This is a genomic window from Devosia sp. A369, assembly GCF_054489345.1.
This window is the reverse complement of the sequence record NZ_JBTMWV010000009.1, coordinates 133,439-149,492: the sequence shown is the minus strand read 5'-3', so window position 1 is coordinate 149,492 and position 16,054 is coordinate 133,439. Positions and strand designations below refer to the sequence as shown.

At 63.6% G+C, this 16,054-nt stretch carries 15 protein-coding genes; 4 read left to right on the top strand and 11 right to left on the bottom strand.

Features of this window, described 5'->3' with window-relative positions; all coding sequences use genetic code 11:
• Positions 1 to 55: 55 nt before the first annotated feature.
• Together ACX3OZ_RS13400 and ACX3OZ_RS13395 are read left to right on the top strand one after the other, a co-directional pair.
• Positions 56 to 1,441, top strand: a complete 1,386-nt coding sequence (locus ACX3OZ_RS13400; protein ID WP_459094038.1) for a serine hydrolase — start codon at positions 56 to 58, stop codon at positions 1,439 to 1,441.
• Positions 1,438 to 2,082 (top strand): chloramphenicol phosphotransferase CPT family protein, encoded by a 645-nt coding sequence (locus tag ACX3OZ_RS13395; protein ID WP_459094039.1) that lies wholly within the window; start codon positions 1,438 to 1,440, stop codon positions 2,080 to 2,082. The genes ACX3OZ_RS13400 and ACX3OZ_RS13395 overlap by 4 nt, the downstream gene beginning before the upstream one ends.
• Here ACX3OZ_RS13395 and ACX3OZ_RS13390 read toward each other — a convergent pair.
• Entirely contained in the window at positions 2,036 to 2,572 is a 537-nt protein-coding gene (locus ACX3OZ_RS13390) for a cytochrome b (protein WP_459094040.1), read from the bottom strand. The two genes, ACX3OZ_RS13395 and ACX3OZ_RS13390, sit on opposite strands and share 47 nt — an antisense overlap.
• Positions 2,573 to 2,645: 73 nt before the next feature.
• Between ACX3OZ_RS13390 and ACX3OZ_RS13385 the strand changes: the two genes are divergently transcribed.
• Positions 2,646 to 3,089, top strand: a complete 444-nt coding sequence (locus tag ACX3OZ_RS13385) for a MarR family winged helix-turn-helix transcriptional regulator (RefSeq protein ID WP_459094041.1) — start codon at positions 2,646 to 2,648, stop codon at positions 3,087 to 3,089.
• Here the strand turns inward: ACX3OZ_RS13385 and ACX3OZ_RS13380 are convergent.
• From ACX3OZ_RS13380 to ACX3OZ_RS13345, 8 genes are all read right to left on the bottom strand, one after another.
• The gene (locus ACX3OZ_RS13380) at positions 3,086 to 3,640 is read right to left on the bottom strand and encodes a dihydrofolate reductase family protein (protein WP_459094042.1); all 555 of its coding nucleotides are present in this window, start codon (positions 3,638 to 3,640) and stop codon (positions 3,086 to 3,088) included. The two genes, ACX3OZ_RS13385 and ACX3OZ_RS13380, sit on opposite strands and share 4 nt — an antisense overlap.
• A gap of 1,020 nt (positions 3,641 to 4,660) precedes the next feature.
• Positions 4,661 to 6,805 carry a sodium-translocating pyrophosphatase gene (locus ACX3OZ_RS13375; protein WP_459094043.1) on the bottom strand — a complete coding sequence of 715 codons (2,145 nt, stop codon included), beginning with the start codon at positions 6,803 to 6,805 and terminating at the stop codon, positions 4,661 to 4,663.
• 299 nt (positions 6,806 to 7,104) lie between these two features.
• Positions 7,105 to 7,437, bottom strand: coding sequence for a DUF167 family protein (locus ACX3OZ_RS13370; RefSeq protein WP_459104666.1), 333 nt, complete (start codon positions 7,435 to 7,437; stop codon positions 7,105 to 7,107).
• A 5-nt stretch (positions 7,438 to 7,442) separates the two neighbouring features.
• The gene (locus tag ACX3OZ_RS13365) at positions 7,443 to 7,733 is read right to left on the bottom strand and encodes a YggT family protein (protein WP_459094045.1); all 291 of its coding nucleotides are present in this window, start codon (positions 7,731 to 7,733) and stop codon (positions 7,443 to 7,445) included.
• 308 nt (positions 7,734 to 8,041) lie between these two features.
• The gene (locus tag ACX3OZ_RS13360) at positions 8,042 to 8,650 is read right to left on the bottom strand and encodes a DedA family protein (RefSeq protein ID WP_459094046.1); all 609 of its coding nucleotides are present in this window, start codon (positions 8,648 to 8,650) and stop codon (positions 8,042 to 8,044) included.
• 169 nt (positions 8,651 to 8,819) lie between these two features.
• The gene (gene typA / locus ACX3OZ_RS13355) at positions 8,820 to 10,631 is read right to left on the bottom strand and encodes a translational GTPase TypA (RefSeq protein ID WP_459094047.1); all 1,812 of its coding nucleotides are present in this window, start codon (positions 10,629 to 10,631) and stop codon (positions 8,820 to 8,822) included.
• A gap of 327 nt (positions 10,632 to 10,958) precedes the next feature.
• The gene (locus ACX3OZ_RS13350; RefSeq protein WP_459094048.1) at positions 10,959 to 13,064 is read right to left on the bottom strand and encodes a putative bifunctional diguanylate cyclase/phosphodiesterase; all 2,106 of its coding nucleotides are present in this window, start codon (positions 13,062 to 13,064) and stop codon (positions 10,959 to 10,961) included.
• A gap of 150 nt (positions 13,065 to 13,214) precedes the next feature.
• Positions 13,215 to 14,438 (bottom strand): argininosuccinate synthase, encoded by a 1,224-nt coding sequence (locus ACX3OZ_RS13345; RefSeq protein WP_459094049.1) that lies wholly within the window; start codon positions 14,436 to 14,438, stop codon positions 13,215 to 13,217.
• A gap of 115 nt (positions 14,439 to 14,553) precedes the next feature.
• Between ACX3OZ_RS13345 and ACX3OZ_RS13340 the strand changes: the two genes are divergently transcribed.
• On the top strand, positions 14,554 to 15,201 hold the full coding sequence (locus ACX3OZ_RS13340) for a LysE family translocator (RefSeq protein WP_459094050.1): 648 nt from the start codon (positions 14,554 to 14,556) through the stop codon (positions 15,199 to 15,201).
• Here ACX3OZ_RS13340 and ACX3OZ_RS13335 read toward each other — a convergent pair whose 3' ends face one another.
• Both ACX3OZ_RS13335 and ACX3OZ_RS13330 read right to left on the bottom strand, forming a co-directional pair.
• A complete protein-coding gene (locus tag ACX3OZ_RS13335) occupies positions 15,202 to 15,579 on the bottom strand; it encodes a VOC family protein (protein ID WP_459094051.1) in 378 nt (125 codons plus the stop codon).
• Positions 15,580 to 15,633: 54 nt separating this feature from the next.
• On the bottom strand, positions 15,634 to 16,053 hold the full coding sequence (locus ACX3OZ_RS13330; protein ID WP_459094052.1) for a GNAT family N-acetyltransferase: 420 nt from the start codon (positions 16,051 to 16,053) through the stop codon (positions 15,634 to 15,636).
• Position 16,054: the final 1 nt, after the last annotated feature.

The window sequence follows — 16,054 nt, the reverse complement described above, 5'->3', positions numbered from 1 at the left end:
TTGCCCCACGGGGTGTGCATGGCGTTATGTCGTTCCTGCACCCCCGGAGGCTCCGATGAACCGCGCCCTCGCCGCCCTGGCCACCACCGCAATGCTGGCCACGCCGCTGGCGGCGCAGCAGTCCGCCATGCCTTCCGACGCCGCCATCGCGCAGATCCTGGCCGACCGCATCGACCGCGATCAGGCCAATGTCGCCATCGCCGTGGCGGTGATCGAGAACGGCATGCCGCGCTTCGTCTCGCATGGCACGCTGGCCACGGATGATCCCACCCCGGTCGATGAACACACGCTGTTCGAGGCCGGCTCGATCACCAAGGTCTTCACCAATCTGCTGCTGGCGCAATTGGTGGTCGCCGGCAAGATCGACCTCGATGCGCCGCTGACCGACTATCTGCCGGCCGGCACCAAGCTCCCCGAGCGCGACGGCAAGGCCATCACCGCCTTTGATCTGGCGACCCATAGCGCCGGCTTTTCCGGCCTGCCCGAGGCGCTGTTGGCCAAAGGGCTCGACAATCCCTATTCGGGCTATGGCGCCGACGAGTTGATGGCGTGGATTGCCGATTATCAGCTGCCGCGCGGCATTGGCGAAGCATTCGAATATTCCAATGTCGGCACGGCCCTGCTGGCGCAGGCCATCACCGAAGTCAGCGGCCAGCCCTATGCGGCGCTGCTGCAGAGCCAAATTCTCGATCCGCTCGGTATGACCGAGACCCGGCTGGCCACCGCGCCGGGGACCATCCCCGGCATGGCGACAGGCCATGACGCGGCGGGTGAGCCCGTGTCCAATTGGGACATGGATGTGTTTGCTCCCGTGGGGGCGCTGGTCACCAGCACTGCCGACCTCGCCAAATTCATCGCCGCTGCCAGCGGCGCGGTCTCCACCCCGCTCGATCCCGCCTTTGCCCTCATGCTGGAGCGCACCCGCTCGGCTGGCAGCGATGGCGAGGTCATCGGGCTCGGCTGGTTCAAGCTGCTTGAGGGCGAGCGCGACATCGTCTGGCATAATGGCATTACCGCGGGTTTCCGCAGCTTTGCCGGCTATGACGCCAAGACCGGCAATGGCGTGGTGCTGCTGTCGAGCATGGTCACGGCCGCCGGTATCGAAGATATCGGCTTTCATCTGCTCGACCCGGCACTGACGCTGCGGCCACAGCCGACGCCGCGCCAAGTGACGGAAATCGATCCGAGCGTGCTGCCCGCCTATGCCGGCGACTATGTGCTGGCCCCCGGCGTCATCGTCACCATCTCCACCGCGGAGCAAAAATTGTTTGCCCAGCTCACCGGCCAGGCGCGCTACGAAATCTTTCCCGAAAGCGCCAACCGCTTCTTCTTCAAGGTGGTCGATGCCCAGATCACCTTTGCCGAGCCGGTGAACGGCGCGGCGCCGACGCTGATGCTGCACCAGAATGGGCAAAACCTGACCGGCATGCGCCTGCCATGAGTGGCCGCATCGTCATTCTCAACGGCGCGCCGCGCTCGGGAAAATCCTCCATCGCGGCGTCCATGCAGGCGAACCTCCCCGGTCGCTGGATCAATCTGGGCGTCGATGCACAGAACCGCATGCTGCCACAGAATTTGCAGCCGGGGATAGGTTTGCGGCCGGGCGGCGAACGGCCCGATCTCGAGCCCGTGGTGGTGGCGCTGTATGCGGCGCTCTACGACGCCATCGCTGCCCATGCGCGGCAGGGCTTTGATGTGGTGGCCGATCTCGGGCACCACGACTTCTATTCGCAGCCCCTCGGCATTCTGCCGGCCTGTGCCAAGCGGCTTGCCGGGCTGGAGGTGCTGTTTGCCGGCGTCTATTGCCCGCTCGATGAAATCATGCGGCGGCGCAATGCCGATCCGCAGAACGGGTTTTATGCCAGTGGCCCCGGCATACCCGAGCCGGTGCAGCGCTGGCAGGACGCGGTGCATGTGCCGGGCCAATATGACCTCACGGTCGATACCGGCAGCATGACGGCGGAGGACTGTGTTGCCGCCATCGCCGCAGCGCTGGCCAATCAGTCCAGTCCGCGCGTCTTTGCGACGCTGGCCGCTACCGACCCACGCCCATCCGGGCCAACAGGCGATCGCGCTGAATGAACTGGTGCCAGAGTGCCGCGCCGATATGGCCGACCAGCAGCGCCATGAGAGCGAAGGCCAGCGGGACATGCACCTTCAGGGGTGGCGCCAGAGTAAAATCAGGCAGCGGCAATGCCGCAGCGCCGGTGAGCTGCGCCCCAGCACCGCTGAGCGCGACGGTGGCGATGCCACTCGCCACCATGACCAGGATGGCCCCATAGAGCCCGTAATGCACGACACGGGACGCCACCGCCTGCCCCCGCGACAGGCCGGGCGCGTCCTGCGGGCGACGATCAATCGCCAGCCACCACACGATGCGCAGCAGCGTCAGCACGCCAACCACCACACCCGTGACCGCATGGCCACGCAGCAGGGCGAGCTTGAGCGCCTGATCCTGGGTATTGGCGGCACTCAGCCCACTGGCCAACATGCAAATGATGGCGATTGCCGTGAGCCAATGGATGGCGATGGCGACAGGACCGTAGCGGGTGGGGCTGCTTTTGAGCGACATGCCGGCTCCTTGCGGGATGCAGTTTCCAGAGGTATAGATAGCATACTATGTATTTAGATAGCAAGCTATGTAAGTGGTTCTGATTCGCGAGGCCTCGGCCGGCTATATGGCCAATTGGGCGGCCCGTCTGTTCGCCCGCGAGCTGGAGCGGCAACTGGCCCCCAGCGGCATCGCCCCGGCCTATATGCCGGTGCTGTTCGCGCTGGCCGATGGCGGCAGCCTGTCGCAGAAGGAACTGGCGCGCCGCGCCGCCGTCGAACAGCCGACCATGGCCGCCACGCTCAAGCGCATGCAGCGCGACGCCCTGATCACCCGCCAACCCGACCCCGCCGATGGGCGCAGCGCCCTGGTGACGCTGACACCCCTGGCGCTGGGCCAGGTGGCAAGTGTGGAGCGAGTGGTCAGCGCCATCAATGCGCTGGCGCTGGAACAGTTTACCCCCGCCGAGCGTCAGCAGTTTTTGGGCCTGCTCGGCCGGGTGATCACCGTGCTGGAAGCCCAGGACGCGGCGGACTAGTCCGCGCGTCTGGCATAGGTCAGCACCACATTGCCCTTGCTGGTCTGCTCCGAGCGCAGCAATTGCAGCCGCGTGGTCGGCGTACCGTCTTCGAACAGGCGGCGTCCTTTGCCGGCAACGACGGGATGCAGGATCAGCGTCAGCTCATCCATCAGTCCGGCCAGCAGCGTCTGGCTCACCAGCGACATGCCGCCCATCGCCGCGATGGTGCCGCCCGGCTGGCTCTTGAGGTCGCGCACAAAGGCGTCGAGATCGCCCTCGATCAGGGTGGAATTGCTCCAGCCGAGTTCGTCTGGCTTGAGCGTATCTGAGGCGACGAATTTGGGCACATTGTTGATGAAGCCGGCAAAGTCCTGATCCTGGCTGGCATTGGGCCAATAGCCGGCCCATTCCTCATAGCCCACCCGGCCCATCAGCACCGTGTCGACGTCCCCCATGACGCTGCCGAGCATCTGGCCCAGCTCGGCATCGAAACTGTCGAACTGGAACTGATCGGGGGCCTCGGCCACGCCATCGACGGAATAGAACAGGCCGGCGGTCAATTTACGCATTGCAGTCTCCTGAATGTGACGCCGCGTCAGCGGCCATCTGCCAGTGCAACGAACGAGGCAGGTGCTGATCGACACTGTGACGCCAAGATTATGCGCCGGCCAGCACGAAGCGTCGGCCGGCCAGGTCTGGCCGCCGATGGCAATAACGAGCGGAGCCCCGAGGCGGCTATCGCCTCTGGTAAGGTATAAATAGTGAGACGAAACCGCCTCGGGGCGTCGGGTTTTTCTCGGAAGGCAGACCGCAAGCCCCAGCATGAAACCGTAGCCTCATGCCCGAATGCCCCATCCGCACAGCCCAGGGCGGAGCGCGACCTCCCCCCTCCCGACCGTCGCCCCGGACACCGGTCGCTGCAGCGCCGCCCGTATCCCGGAGAGATGGGGGGAGTATGCAGGAGGATTTGAGGGCGGGGATAAGATGGATAAGTGGGTGTTCCGGGCGCCCCACAAACCCGATGTCATCCCGGCCTTGTATGTTGGCCTCAGCTCCAGCGTCCCCTCCCCCTTGCGGGGAGGGCCAGGGAGGGGGTCGCGGCGGCTCCTGCGTAAATACCCGCCGACCCCCACCCTCGATCCCTCCCCTCAAGGGGGAGGGAAGGTCGACTGACGGCGCGGTGCAGGAAGATGGATCACCGGGACAAGCCCGGTGATGACGGTGGGGAGGGCGACAATCTATCCACCGCCGTCATTGCCCGGCTCGTCCGGGCAATCCATGGCTCGGCGCTGGTGGTTCAGCATCTGCATGGCACCCCTCACCCGGCCCTTCGGGCCGACCTCTCCCCTGAGGGGCGAGGTGATTTGGGGGCTCGCCGACAACTGGGACTTACAACAAGCCTGGCTGCTCATCATCCGCCCGTCACCCTCAGGCTTGACCCGAGGGGGTTGCGCTCAACTTACCACCGGCAGTGTGGAGCCCTCGGGTCAAGCCCGAGGGTGACGCGTGGTGGGTGGGGAACCCCAATGGCAAAAAGAGGCCCGGGAGTTTCCCCCGGGCCCCTTCAGTTCAGTCCAGACGAAGTCTGGTTAGCCCCAATGGGCCAGCACGGCGAGCAGCAGGAGCGCCACGATGTTGGTGATCTTGATCATCGGGTTGACGGCCGGGCCGGCCGTGTCCTTGTAGGGGTCGCCGACGGTGTCGCCGGTGACCGAGGCCTTGTGGGCGTCAGAGCCCTTGTGGTGGGTGACGCCGGCTGAGTCGGTGAAGCCATCTTCAAAGCTCTTCTTGGCGTTGTCCCAGGCGCCGCCACCGGCGGTCATCGAGATGGCGACGAAGAGGCCGGTGACGATGACGCCCATCAGCATGGCGCCTAGGGCCGAGAAGCCGGCGGCGGGGCCCGCGATCCAGTAGATCACGAAGAACACCACGATTGGCGACAGCACGGGGAGCAGGCTGGGCAGGATCATTTCCTTGATCGCCGCCTGGGTCAGCATGTCGACGGCCCGGGCATAATCGGGCTTGGAGGTGCCGGCCATGATGCCCGGATCGGCCTTGAACTGGCGGCGGACTTCCACCACCACCGATTGCGCGGCGCGACCCACCGCCGTCATGCTCATGCCACTGAACAGGAAGGGCAGCAGCCCGCCGAACAGCAGGCCCACCACCACATAGGGGTCGGCCAGCGAGAAGGTCAGCGTGCCCATGCCCTGGAAGATGGCCGGGGCATCGGGTAGATTGGCGAAGTAGATCAGATCCTGGGTATAGGCGGCGAACAGCACCAGGGCGCCGAGGCCGGCAGAACCGATGGCATAGCCCTTGGTGACGGCCTTGGTGGTGTTGCCCACCGCGTCGAGCGCGTCGGTATTGTGGCGCACCGAGGCGTCGAGCCCGGCCATTTCGGCGATGCCGCCGGCGTTATCGGTGACCGGACCAAAGGCGTCGAGCGCCACCACGATGCCGGCCAGCGCCAGCATGGTGGCGACGGCGAAGGCGATGCCGAACAGGCCGGCGAGGTTATAGGTGACGATGATGCCGGCGATGATCACCAGCGCCGGCAGGGCGGTGGATTCCAGCGACACGGCGAGGCCCTGGATGACGTTGGTGCCATGGCCGGTGACCGAGGCTTCGGCGATGGAATTGACCGGACGGCGATTGGTGCCGGTGTAATATTCGGTGATGACGATGATCAGGCCGGTGATGATCAACCCGGCCACGCCGCACCAGAACAGGCTCCACGGGGTGAACGACTTGTCGGTGGCTTCGATCACCACATTGAGGTCGCCAAAGACGAACCACAACACCGGCAGCAAGGCGATCAGCGACAGCACGCCAGTGGCGATGATGCCCTTGTAGAGCGCGCCCATGATGTTGTTGTCGGCGCCCAGCTTGACGAAATAGGTGCCGATAATCGAGGTGACGACGCAGGCGCCGCCAATCGCCAGCGGCAGCACCATGCCCATCAGCTTGAACGCATCGGGCAGGATGATGGCGGCCAGCACCATGGTCGCGACGATGGTCACCACATAGGTTTCGAACAGATCGGCGGCCATGCCGGCACAGTCGCCGACATTGTCGCCCACGTTATCGGCAATGGTGGCCGGATTGCGCGGATCGTCTTCGGGAATGCCGGCCTCGACCTTGCCCACCATATCGCCGCCGACGTCGGCGCCCTTGGTGAAAATGCCGCCGCCGAGACGGGCGAAGATGGAAATCAGCGAGGCGCCGAAGCCCAAAGCGACCAGCGAGTCGATGACCACGCGGTCATTGAAGGCGAAGCCGAGGAACTGCGTCAGCACGATAAAATAGAGGGCGACGCCCAGCAGGCCGAGACCCGCCACCAGCATGCCGGTGACCGCGCCTGACTTGAACGCCAGATCGAGCCCCTTGCCGAGCGAGCCGATGGCCGCCTGCGCAACGCGCACGTTGGCGCGCACCGACACATTCATGCCGATAAAGCCCGCCGCGCCCGACAGCACGGCGCCGATCAGGAAACCGATGGCGGCATAGATGCCGAGCAGGAACCAGGCGGCGATCAGGATGACCACGCCGACAATGGCGATGGTGGTATATTGGCGCTTGAGATAGGCCGAGGCCCCTTCGCGCACCGCTGCCGAGATTTCCTGCATGCGAGCGCTGCCACTATCGGCGGCCAGCAATTGCTGGGTGGTGACCACCCCATAAATAATGGACAGAGCGCCACACGCGACGATCAGCCAGAGTGCCAAAGTCATAGAACAGTCCCTCTAGAGTTCCTCCGGGGACTCAAACGCAAGACTGGGCAGGTCCTCCAACCCACCGCAGGCCGCCCTCCATGAGCCCCTTCCAACACCGAGATTAGCCGGATTGATTGGTTAAGCAATGGAAATTGCGCTGTTTTGTCGCGGGTGGGTGGGGCTGGTGGGGGCGATGCGACCGGGGCTTGTTGCCCCACCCCCTCCTAGCCTCCCCCATCAAGGGGGAGGTACAGTTCGGTGGTTGGGACGAGATGGTGCCCATGAGTGGAGTGATACCTCCCCCTTGATGGGGGAGGCTAGGAGGGGGTGGTGGGCTGGCTCAGTTTTTCGAGCTGGATCACCAGCGCCGGGCCATCCCCCACCACCGCCAGCGTCTTCAGCCGGGAGGTGTCGCCGCTGGTGACGGTGATCGAGGATTTGGATACGCCCAAAGCTTTGGCGAGCAATACCGAAACCGCCGCATTGGCTTTGCCCTTGTCGGGCACGGCCTTGACGCGGACGCGCAGCACCGCAGTGCCGTCACCGCGGCGTTCGACGCCTTCGATGCTGTCGCGTCCCGCATTGGGGGTGACGCGAATGAAAAGGCTCAGCCCTGTGGGGCTGAGCCGGTAGCATTTGGGTGTGTCCAACGGGCTCAGAACACGTTGGGATAGATGTAATAAATGATCACCCGCTCGATGAAGAACAGGATGATGAACAGCACGATCGGCGACAGGTCGAGGCCGGAGAAATTCGGCAGCATCTTGCGGATCGGGCGCAGCACCGGCTCGGTGAGCTGGTTGATGACGCGCCAGACGCTGGCGACGAACTGGTTGCGCGTATTGATCACGTTGAACGAGATCAGCCAGCTCATGATGATCATGGCGAGGATAACCCACCAGTAGAGCTGGAGGATCAGAAGGATGATATCGAGCACGGCGCGCATGGGCGTCTCCGATTGCGCGCTGACGACAACGCGACTGAAAAGGGTCAGGAATATCTAGTGGCTGGCGCGCCTTGCGGCAAGAGCGGGCGCAAAAGCATGAGGCCCCGTTCCGGTCGCACGGAACGAGGCCCAATGACTGACATCCGGTACGCAATACAAAACTTCCGGACACCACCTGCATTGCAGGAAGCGTGCCAAGTCGATGCGGCCCGGAAACCGGGCCTCAGAGTTTAAGCGATGATGAATATTCGCGTTTTGCTGGTGAAGCTGCGAGGCAGAATGCGACAGGTCTCGCAATTTGCAACAGGCTACTCGGTCGCCCGGCTCGGCTTCCAGGTGATGACGCGGAACAGGTAGATGACGACGATCAGCCCGAGCACGATATAGCTCAGCGGATCGAGGATCACTTCCACCAGCTCATAATGCTCATGCAGCACATAACCAGCCAGGGTGAGCACAGTGTTCCACAGCAGCGCCCCGGCGGTCGAGGCGAGCAGGAACACCGGCAGCGACATGCGAGCAAGGCCGGCAGGAATGGAAATCAGCGTGCGGATGATCGGCATCAGCCGACCGAACAGCACGATGATCGGCCCGAAGCGGCGGAACACGCCGATGGCGGTGTCGATCTCTTCGGCGTTAAGGGTCAGCAGCCGGCCGAAGCGGTCAGCCAGCCAGCGTACCCGCTCGAGCCCGAACAGCCGCCCGGCAAAATACCACGGCAGCATGCCCACCACGGCGCCGAAAGTGGCGGTGGCGAGGACGCCGAAGAAGTCAAGTTGGCCATTGGCGGCGGCAAAGCCGGCAAAGGGAATGATCAGTTCGGACGGAATGGGCGGGAAGAGGCTCTCGGCCAGCATGACCATGAAAATGCCGAGATAGCCCCACTCGGAAATGGTCTGGATGATCCAGTCGGTCATGGGGGTGTCTCCTCGGGGATCGGGGCTCTCATCACCCCTCCCAGCCTCCCCCATCAAGGGGGAGGTGCTGCCTTGTGGTTGTGACGCGATCCTGCCCCAAACTCGATCTGATACCTCCCCCTTGATGGGGGAGGCCAGGAGGGGGTGGGGCCGCAGTCTCGACTTAGCTTCAGCCGACCTTGGAGCGCATGGCGCGCTTGCGGTCATTGGGGTCGAGCCAGATCTTGCGCAGGCGGATCGACTTGGGGGTCACCTCGACATATTCGTCATCGGCGATATAGCCCAGCGACTGCTCCAGCGTCAGCTTCTTCGGCGTGGTCAGGCGCACCGCCTCGTCCTTGGAGGTGGTGCGGATATTGGTGAGCTGCTTGCCCTTGAGCGCGTTGACCTCGAGGTCGTTCTCGCGGGAGTGCTCGCCGATGATCATGCCTTCATAAATCTCGACACCGGCGTCGATCATGATCGGGCCGCGATCTTCCAGATTCCACAGCGCGAAAGCCACCGACTGGCCGGTGCCGTTGGAAATCAGCACACCGGTGCGGCGGCCGGGCAGATCGCCCTTGAACGGCACGAAGGAGTGGAACAGGCGGTTGAAGATGGCGGTGCCGCGCGTGTCGCTGAGCAGTTCGGCCTGGTAGCCGATCAGCGAGCGGGTGGGGACCAGCAGGCTAATGCGGGTACGGCCGAGGCCGGACGGACGCATATCGGTCAATTCACCCTTGCGCTCGGTCAGCTTCTGCACGACGGCGCCGGTATGCTCATCATCAACGTCGACGATGACCTCTTCGATCGGCTCCATCTGGACGCCGTCGATTTCCTTGAACAGCACCTTGGGGCGACCAATGGTCAGCTCGAAGCCTTCGCGGCGCATGTTTTCGATCAACACGGCCAGCTGCAATTCGCCACGGCCGGCGACGTCGAAGCTGTCATTGTCTTCGCCGGGGGTGACGCGGATGGCCACGTTGCCTTCGGCTTCGCGCATCAGCCGCTCACGGATGACGCGGGACTGCACCTTGTCGCCTTCGCGGCCGGCCAGCGGACCGTCATTGATGCGGAAGGTGACCGACAGGGTCGGGGGATCGATCGGCTTGGCATCGAGCGGGCGGGTAATCTGCGGCACCGCGATGGTATCGGCCACCGTGGTGATTTCGAGACCGGCAATGGCGACGATATCGCCGGCTTCGCCGTGATCGATGGGGGTACGCTCGAGGCCACGGAAGGCCAGCACCTTGGATACGCGGCCCTTTTCAACGATCTTGCCATCATGATGGATGGAGTGGATCGCATCGCCCGGCTTGACCGAACCCGAATAGATACGGCCGGTCAGGATACGGCCGAGGAACGGATTGCGCTCGATCGTGGTGACGAGCATCTGGAACGGGCCTTCCTCGACCTTGGGCTCGGGCACATGCTCCATCACCTTGTCGAGCAGCGGCCCCAGGCTCTCGCGCGGGCCGTCCGGCTCATTCATCATCCAGCCCTGCTTGGCGGCGCCATAGAGCACCGGGAAGTCGAGCTGCTCGGGGGTCGCGTCCAGCGCGATGAACAGGTCGAACACTTCTTCGAGCACTTCCATGTGGCGCTCGTCGGACTTGTCGATCTTGTTGATGGCCACGATCGGGCGCAGGCCGCGCGCCAGGGCCTTGCCCAGCACGAACTTGGTCTGGGGCATCGGGCCTTCGGCCGCGTCGACCAGCAGCACCACGCCGTCCACCATGGACAGGATGCGCTCGACTTCGCCGCCGAAGTCGGCGTGGCCGGGGGTGTCGACGATGTTGATCCGGTTGTCCTTCCACAGCAGGGAAGTCACTTTGGCCAGAATGGTGATGCCGCGTTCGCGCTCGATATCGTTGCTATCCATAGCGCGTTCGTCGACGCGCTCGTTTTCGCGGAACGAACCGGACTGCTTGAGCAGGACGTCGATCAGCGTGGTCTTGCCGTGGTCAACGTGGGCGATGATGGCGATATTGCGCAAGGACATAGGGGCAGTGCCTCGAAGTGGCATGATCCCAAAAAAAGACCCCGGAAGTCGTTCGGAGCGCACCTTGGCTGAAATCATGCGGAAAACATGAACACCAGCCGCAAAAGGGCAGGCTGGCGCATTCGTGCCGGCTCTTACAGCAAGAAGCGCGGATCGACAAGCGCTGGGGACGCAGAGGGGGCCTGCAATACGGCTAAATGGCCGCCGCAAGGCAGGAAATAGTCGTCACTGAACAGGTGGAAATTGGGCGGTTCGCCCTGGCCTGTGCACCCCTCACCCTACCCCTCTCCCCTGAGGGGCGAGGGAATTTGGCCAGTGGGTGAACCCTCAAGAGGCCTTCTTGCGGGCGGTCTGGGCTTTGGCGGCTTCGGAATGCAGCAGATTGGCCAGCGCCGCCGGGGGCAGCGGCGGCGAGAACAGGAAGCCCTGCACCTCCGAGGCGCCCTGCGCCCGCACCATTTCGAGCTGTTCCTCGGTTTCGACGCCCTCGGCGGTGGTCGACATGCCGAGCGATTTACCCAGCCCGATCACCGCCTGGATGATGGCCTGGCTGTCGCCGCGGCTGGTCAGGTCGCGCATGAAGGAGCGGTCGATCTTGATTTTGTCGAAGGGGAAGGAGCGCAGATAGCTGAGCGAGGAATAGCCGGTGCCGAAATCATCCATCGAGATGCGCACGCCCATGGCGCGCAGCTCATGCAGCACCCGCAGATTGGTGTCGTTTTCGGCCAGCAGCAGGGATTCGGTGATTTCCAGCTCCAGCCGGGTGGCCGGAATGCGCGCCTCGGCCAGCGCCGAGCGCACCACCCCCAGCAGGTCGCGGCTCTTGAACTGGATCGGCGACAGATTGACCGCGACGCGAATCTCGCCCGGCCAGGTCGCGGCGGTCTTGCAGGCCTCGCGCAGCACCCATTCGCCAATGGCGACGATGAGCCCGGTTTCCTCGGCGATGGGGATGAATTCGGTGGGCGAGATGGTGCGCCCCTCATGGTCCCAGCGCAGCAGCGCCTCGACGCAGGTCACCCGGTTTTCCGCCAGCCCCAGCAGCGGCTGGAACATCAGGCGCAGTTCTTCGCGCTGCAGGGCCAGGCGCAAGCCGGCCTCGATGGAGCGGCGCTGCTGCAGATCGGCATCCATGCCGGTTTCAAAGAAGTGATAGGTCGAACGGCCTTCGCTCTTGGCGCGATACAGCGCCAGATCGGCATTCTTGACCAGCGTGTCGGTCTTGACCCCGTCGCCCGGGCCGATGGCAATGCCGACGCTGGCGCCGATTTCGATCTGCTGGCCGTTGATCAGCATCGGCGTGCCGATGGCCTTGATGATGCGGTCGGCCACCTTGGCGGCATCGGCGGCACTGTCGATGGGGCGCATCAGCAGGGCAAATTCGTCGCCGCCCAGCCGCGCCAGCACGTCGGTTTCCCGTGTAGTACCCCAGAGCCGCGCCGAGGCCTGCTTGATCACCTCATCGCCCACCGCATGGCCCAGCGTGTCATTGACCGCCTTGAAGTGATCGAGATCGATATAGAGCACCGCCGCCATCTCGCCGCGACTGAGCCCAGCCTCGGTCTTGGCCATCTGTTCGAGAAATTCGATGCGGTTGGGCAGGTCGGTCAGCGCGTCATGGCGCGCCAGATGGCGAATGCGCGCCTCGTTCTGGCGCTGCTCGGTAATGTCTTCATGGGTCGACACCCAGCCGCCATCCTTCATCGGATGGTGCTGCATCATGATGGTGCGATTGTTCAGCTCGTGGATATTCTTGCCATATTCGCGGCGGGCAATGACGTCGCGGCGCCAGGCGATATATTCATCGCGCGTGCCGCCAGCGCTCATGCCGACATCGAACAAATGGCTGAGAATGTCTTCGAGCTGGGTGCCGGCCTTCAGCAGGTTGGGCGGCAGATTGTAGATGCGCGCATAGGGCTCGTTGCAGATCACCAGCCGCCCCTTGGCGTCCATCATGCACAGGCCCTGGCTGATATTGTTGACCGCCGCGTCGAGCCTGATGTTCTGCCGTTCCAGCTCGAGCTTGCGCTTCTGCATCACCTCGCTGCGGGCGATTTCGTCGGTGATGTCCTCATGGGTCACCACCCAGCCCAGAGCTTCGGAATAGATATGGGCGGATTCGATGGTCCGCCCGCCATGCACCACTTCTTCGTTCTTGATGCGGGCGCCGCCGCGATTGGACAGCAGCTGGCTGCTATATTCCTCGTAGAATTCCGCCACATCGGCGCCGCCGTGATTGCCCAGCGAGATGGACAATTGCACGATCTCTTCGAGACTCATGCCGCGATAGATGGCGTCGGAGGAAAAGCCGTAAATGTCGCGATAATGCTTGTTCCACATCAACAGGCGGAACTGCGGCGACCAGACGCAAAAGCCATAGGGAATGTTCTCGAGCGCAGCGTCGAGCAGCAAAGCCTCGGCCTTTTCGCCCAAGCTGCCAGCGTCTCCTGCTCGCACCCGCACATTCTCCCCTCGTCATTGTGCTTACGCACGACGTCGAAGCGAACGCTAGATTGTTCTCGTTAATGAGCAATTAAGGTCGGTGACGAAGCCGGGGCGACAGACGCCCCGGCCCAGATCAGATCAGCCGCGCGCCTTGTTGTTGCGGGCCGCCCAGGTCTTGAGACGCAGGCCATTGAGGCGGATGAAGCCCTCGGCGTCCTTGTGGTCATAGGCCACGGCGCCTTCTTCGAAGGTCACCAGATCTTCCGAATAGAGCGAATAGGGCGAGGTGCGGGCCACGACATTAGCGCTGCCCTTGTAGAGCTTGACCGAAACCTCGCCGGCGACGAATTCCTGGCTCTTGTCGATCAGCGCCTGCAGCATCTCGCGCTCGGGCGAATACCAGAAGCCATTATAGACCAGCTCGGCATATTTCGGCATCAGCTCATCCTTGAGATGGGCCGCGCCGCGATCCAGCGTGATCGATTCAATGCCACGATGCGCCTGCAGCAGGATGGTGCCGCCGGGGGTTTCGTAAACGCCGCGCGACTTCATGCCGACGAAGCGGTTTTCCACCAGGTCGAGACGACCGACGCCATGCTTGCCGCCCAGCTCGTTGAGCTTGGTCAGCAGTTCGGCCGGCGACAGGCGCTCGCCATTGATCGAAACCGCATCGCCCTTTTCAAAGCCGATGACGATGGTCTCGGGGGTATCGGGCGCCGATTCCGGGCTGACGGTGCGCTGATAGACATATTCCGGCGCTTCGACGCCCGGATCTTCCAGCACTTTGCCCTCGGAAGAGGTGTGCAGCAGATTGGCGTCGACCGAGAACGGGGCTTCGCCGCGCTTGTCCTTGGCGATCGGAATCTGGTTCTTTTCGGCATATTCGATCAGGCTGGTGCGCGACTGCAAATCCCATTCGCGCCACGGTGCGATCACCTTAATGGAAGGATCGAGCGCATTGGCGGTCAATTCGAACCGCACCTGATCATTGCCCTTGCCGGTGGCGCCATGGGAAATGGCGTCAGCGCCGACTTCCTGCGCGATTTCCACCAGCCGCTTGGCGATCAGCGGGCGAGCGATGGAGGTGCCGAGCAGATAGAGGCCCTCATAGAGGGCGTTGGCGCGGAACATCGGGAACACGAAATCGCGCACGAATTCCTCGCGCAGATCCTCGATGCGGATATCCTTGATGCCGAACATCTCGGCCTTTTTGCGCGCCGGTTCCAGCTCTTCGCCCTGACCGAGATCGGCGGTGAAGGTCACCACTTCGCAGTCATAGGTTTCCTGCAGCCATTTCAGGATGATCGAGGTATCGAGGCCGCCCGAATAGGCCAGCACGACTTTCTTGATGTCTTTTGCCATGATGTCACACATTGAGTGGTGGAGGGCGCGGTCACGCCCGGAATTCGGCCGCACCCTATTCATGCAACCTTGCCCATGCAATGTTCGCCCGCACAATTTTGCTCAGAGTTAGCATATGTCCGGCTTCATTCCCGATCTCTCCGTCATGCTGGCCTTTGCCTTGGCCACCATCGTGCTCGCCATTACCCCTGGCCCGGACATGGCGCTGCAGATGTCGCGCGCCATCAATTATGGCCGCAGCCATGGCCTGGCGACGGCGGCCGGGGCGATGACCGGGATACTGGTGCATACCTGCCTGGTGGCATTGGGCATCTCAGTGCTGATCGTGGCGGCGCCGACGGCGTTTCTGGTGCTCAAGATTGCCGGCGCGCTGTATCTGCTGTGGCTGGCCTGGCAGGCGATCACCCAGGGCGGCGGGCTGCGGCTGGCGCAGAAGGCGGTCAAGACCCCGACCGTGGCGCAGAGCTATCTGACCGGGGTCGGCATCAACCTGCTCAATCCCAAGGTCGTGCTGTTTTTCATGACGTTTTTGCCGCAATTCGTTGATCGCCACGATCCGGCGGCGGGGCAGAAGCTGTTCTTTCTTGGCGCCGAGTTCATCGTGGTGTCGATCCCGCTGGCGGTGCTGACGGTGTTCGCCGCCGAATGGCTGGCCGGCACGCTGGTGCGCAGCGTCTGGGTGCAGCGGGCGCTGAACTGGAGTTTTGCCGCGGTGTTCACCGCTTTTGCCGCGACCATCCTGCTGGCCGAAGGCCGCAAATAGTCAGGCCGGCCGGCGCTGGCTCATCAGGGCCAGGACCCGCCCCTCATTGTCGGTAAAAAACGCCATCCATTCTTCCAGGCCATCGGGGTGGCGGTGGATGAGGTGGGGCTTGCCCTGAAATTCGACGCCGCGCGCCGTCAGCTCGGCAAAACGCGCGTCGATATCGTCGACCCGGAAATAGATCACATTGGCCTGGGCCGGGCCGGCTTCGGCACTCAGCATCAGCCGCACGCCGCCGCAATCGAAAAAGGCCAGCGGGCCGTAGGTGTAGAGGTGGGGCACACCGAGCACATCACGCCACCACGCCTCGGCGGCGGCAATGTCAGCGACGCTGCGGCTGAGCTGGCCGATGCTGCCAAAATCCCTGGACTGGGTCATCGCAACCTCCGCTTGTGAGCAGGCGGCGATATTAGCACGCGGCAAGGGCCGGCGTCAGAGTTTGAACTCGTAATAGGCCATCGTCTCCGCCGCGCCATCAAAGCGGCGGTAGAGGCCGTTGGCCGCGACATTATCCAGCTCGGTGCCGAGCCAGGCCTCATCGCAGCCCAGCTCACGCCCCCAGACAAACAGCTCTGCCAGCATCGCCGCGGCGATGCCCTGCCGCAGATGGCTGGAGGCGGTGCCGACCTCGTCGACATAAAGTTCGGTGACCTTGTCGGGATGGTGATGCACCACCCCGGCGCATTGGCCGACCACCAGCTCGTCCTCCAGCGCCAGCACCATCAGGTGGCCGGGCTGGGCGAGATAGGCCTCGAGGCGGCCAGGATGGATGGGCTCATCGAAGACATCAACGCCGATATTGCCGAACAGGGCAGTATCGGCTTGGGTGATGCGCTTGATGGCGATGCCCATT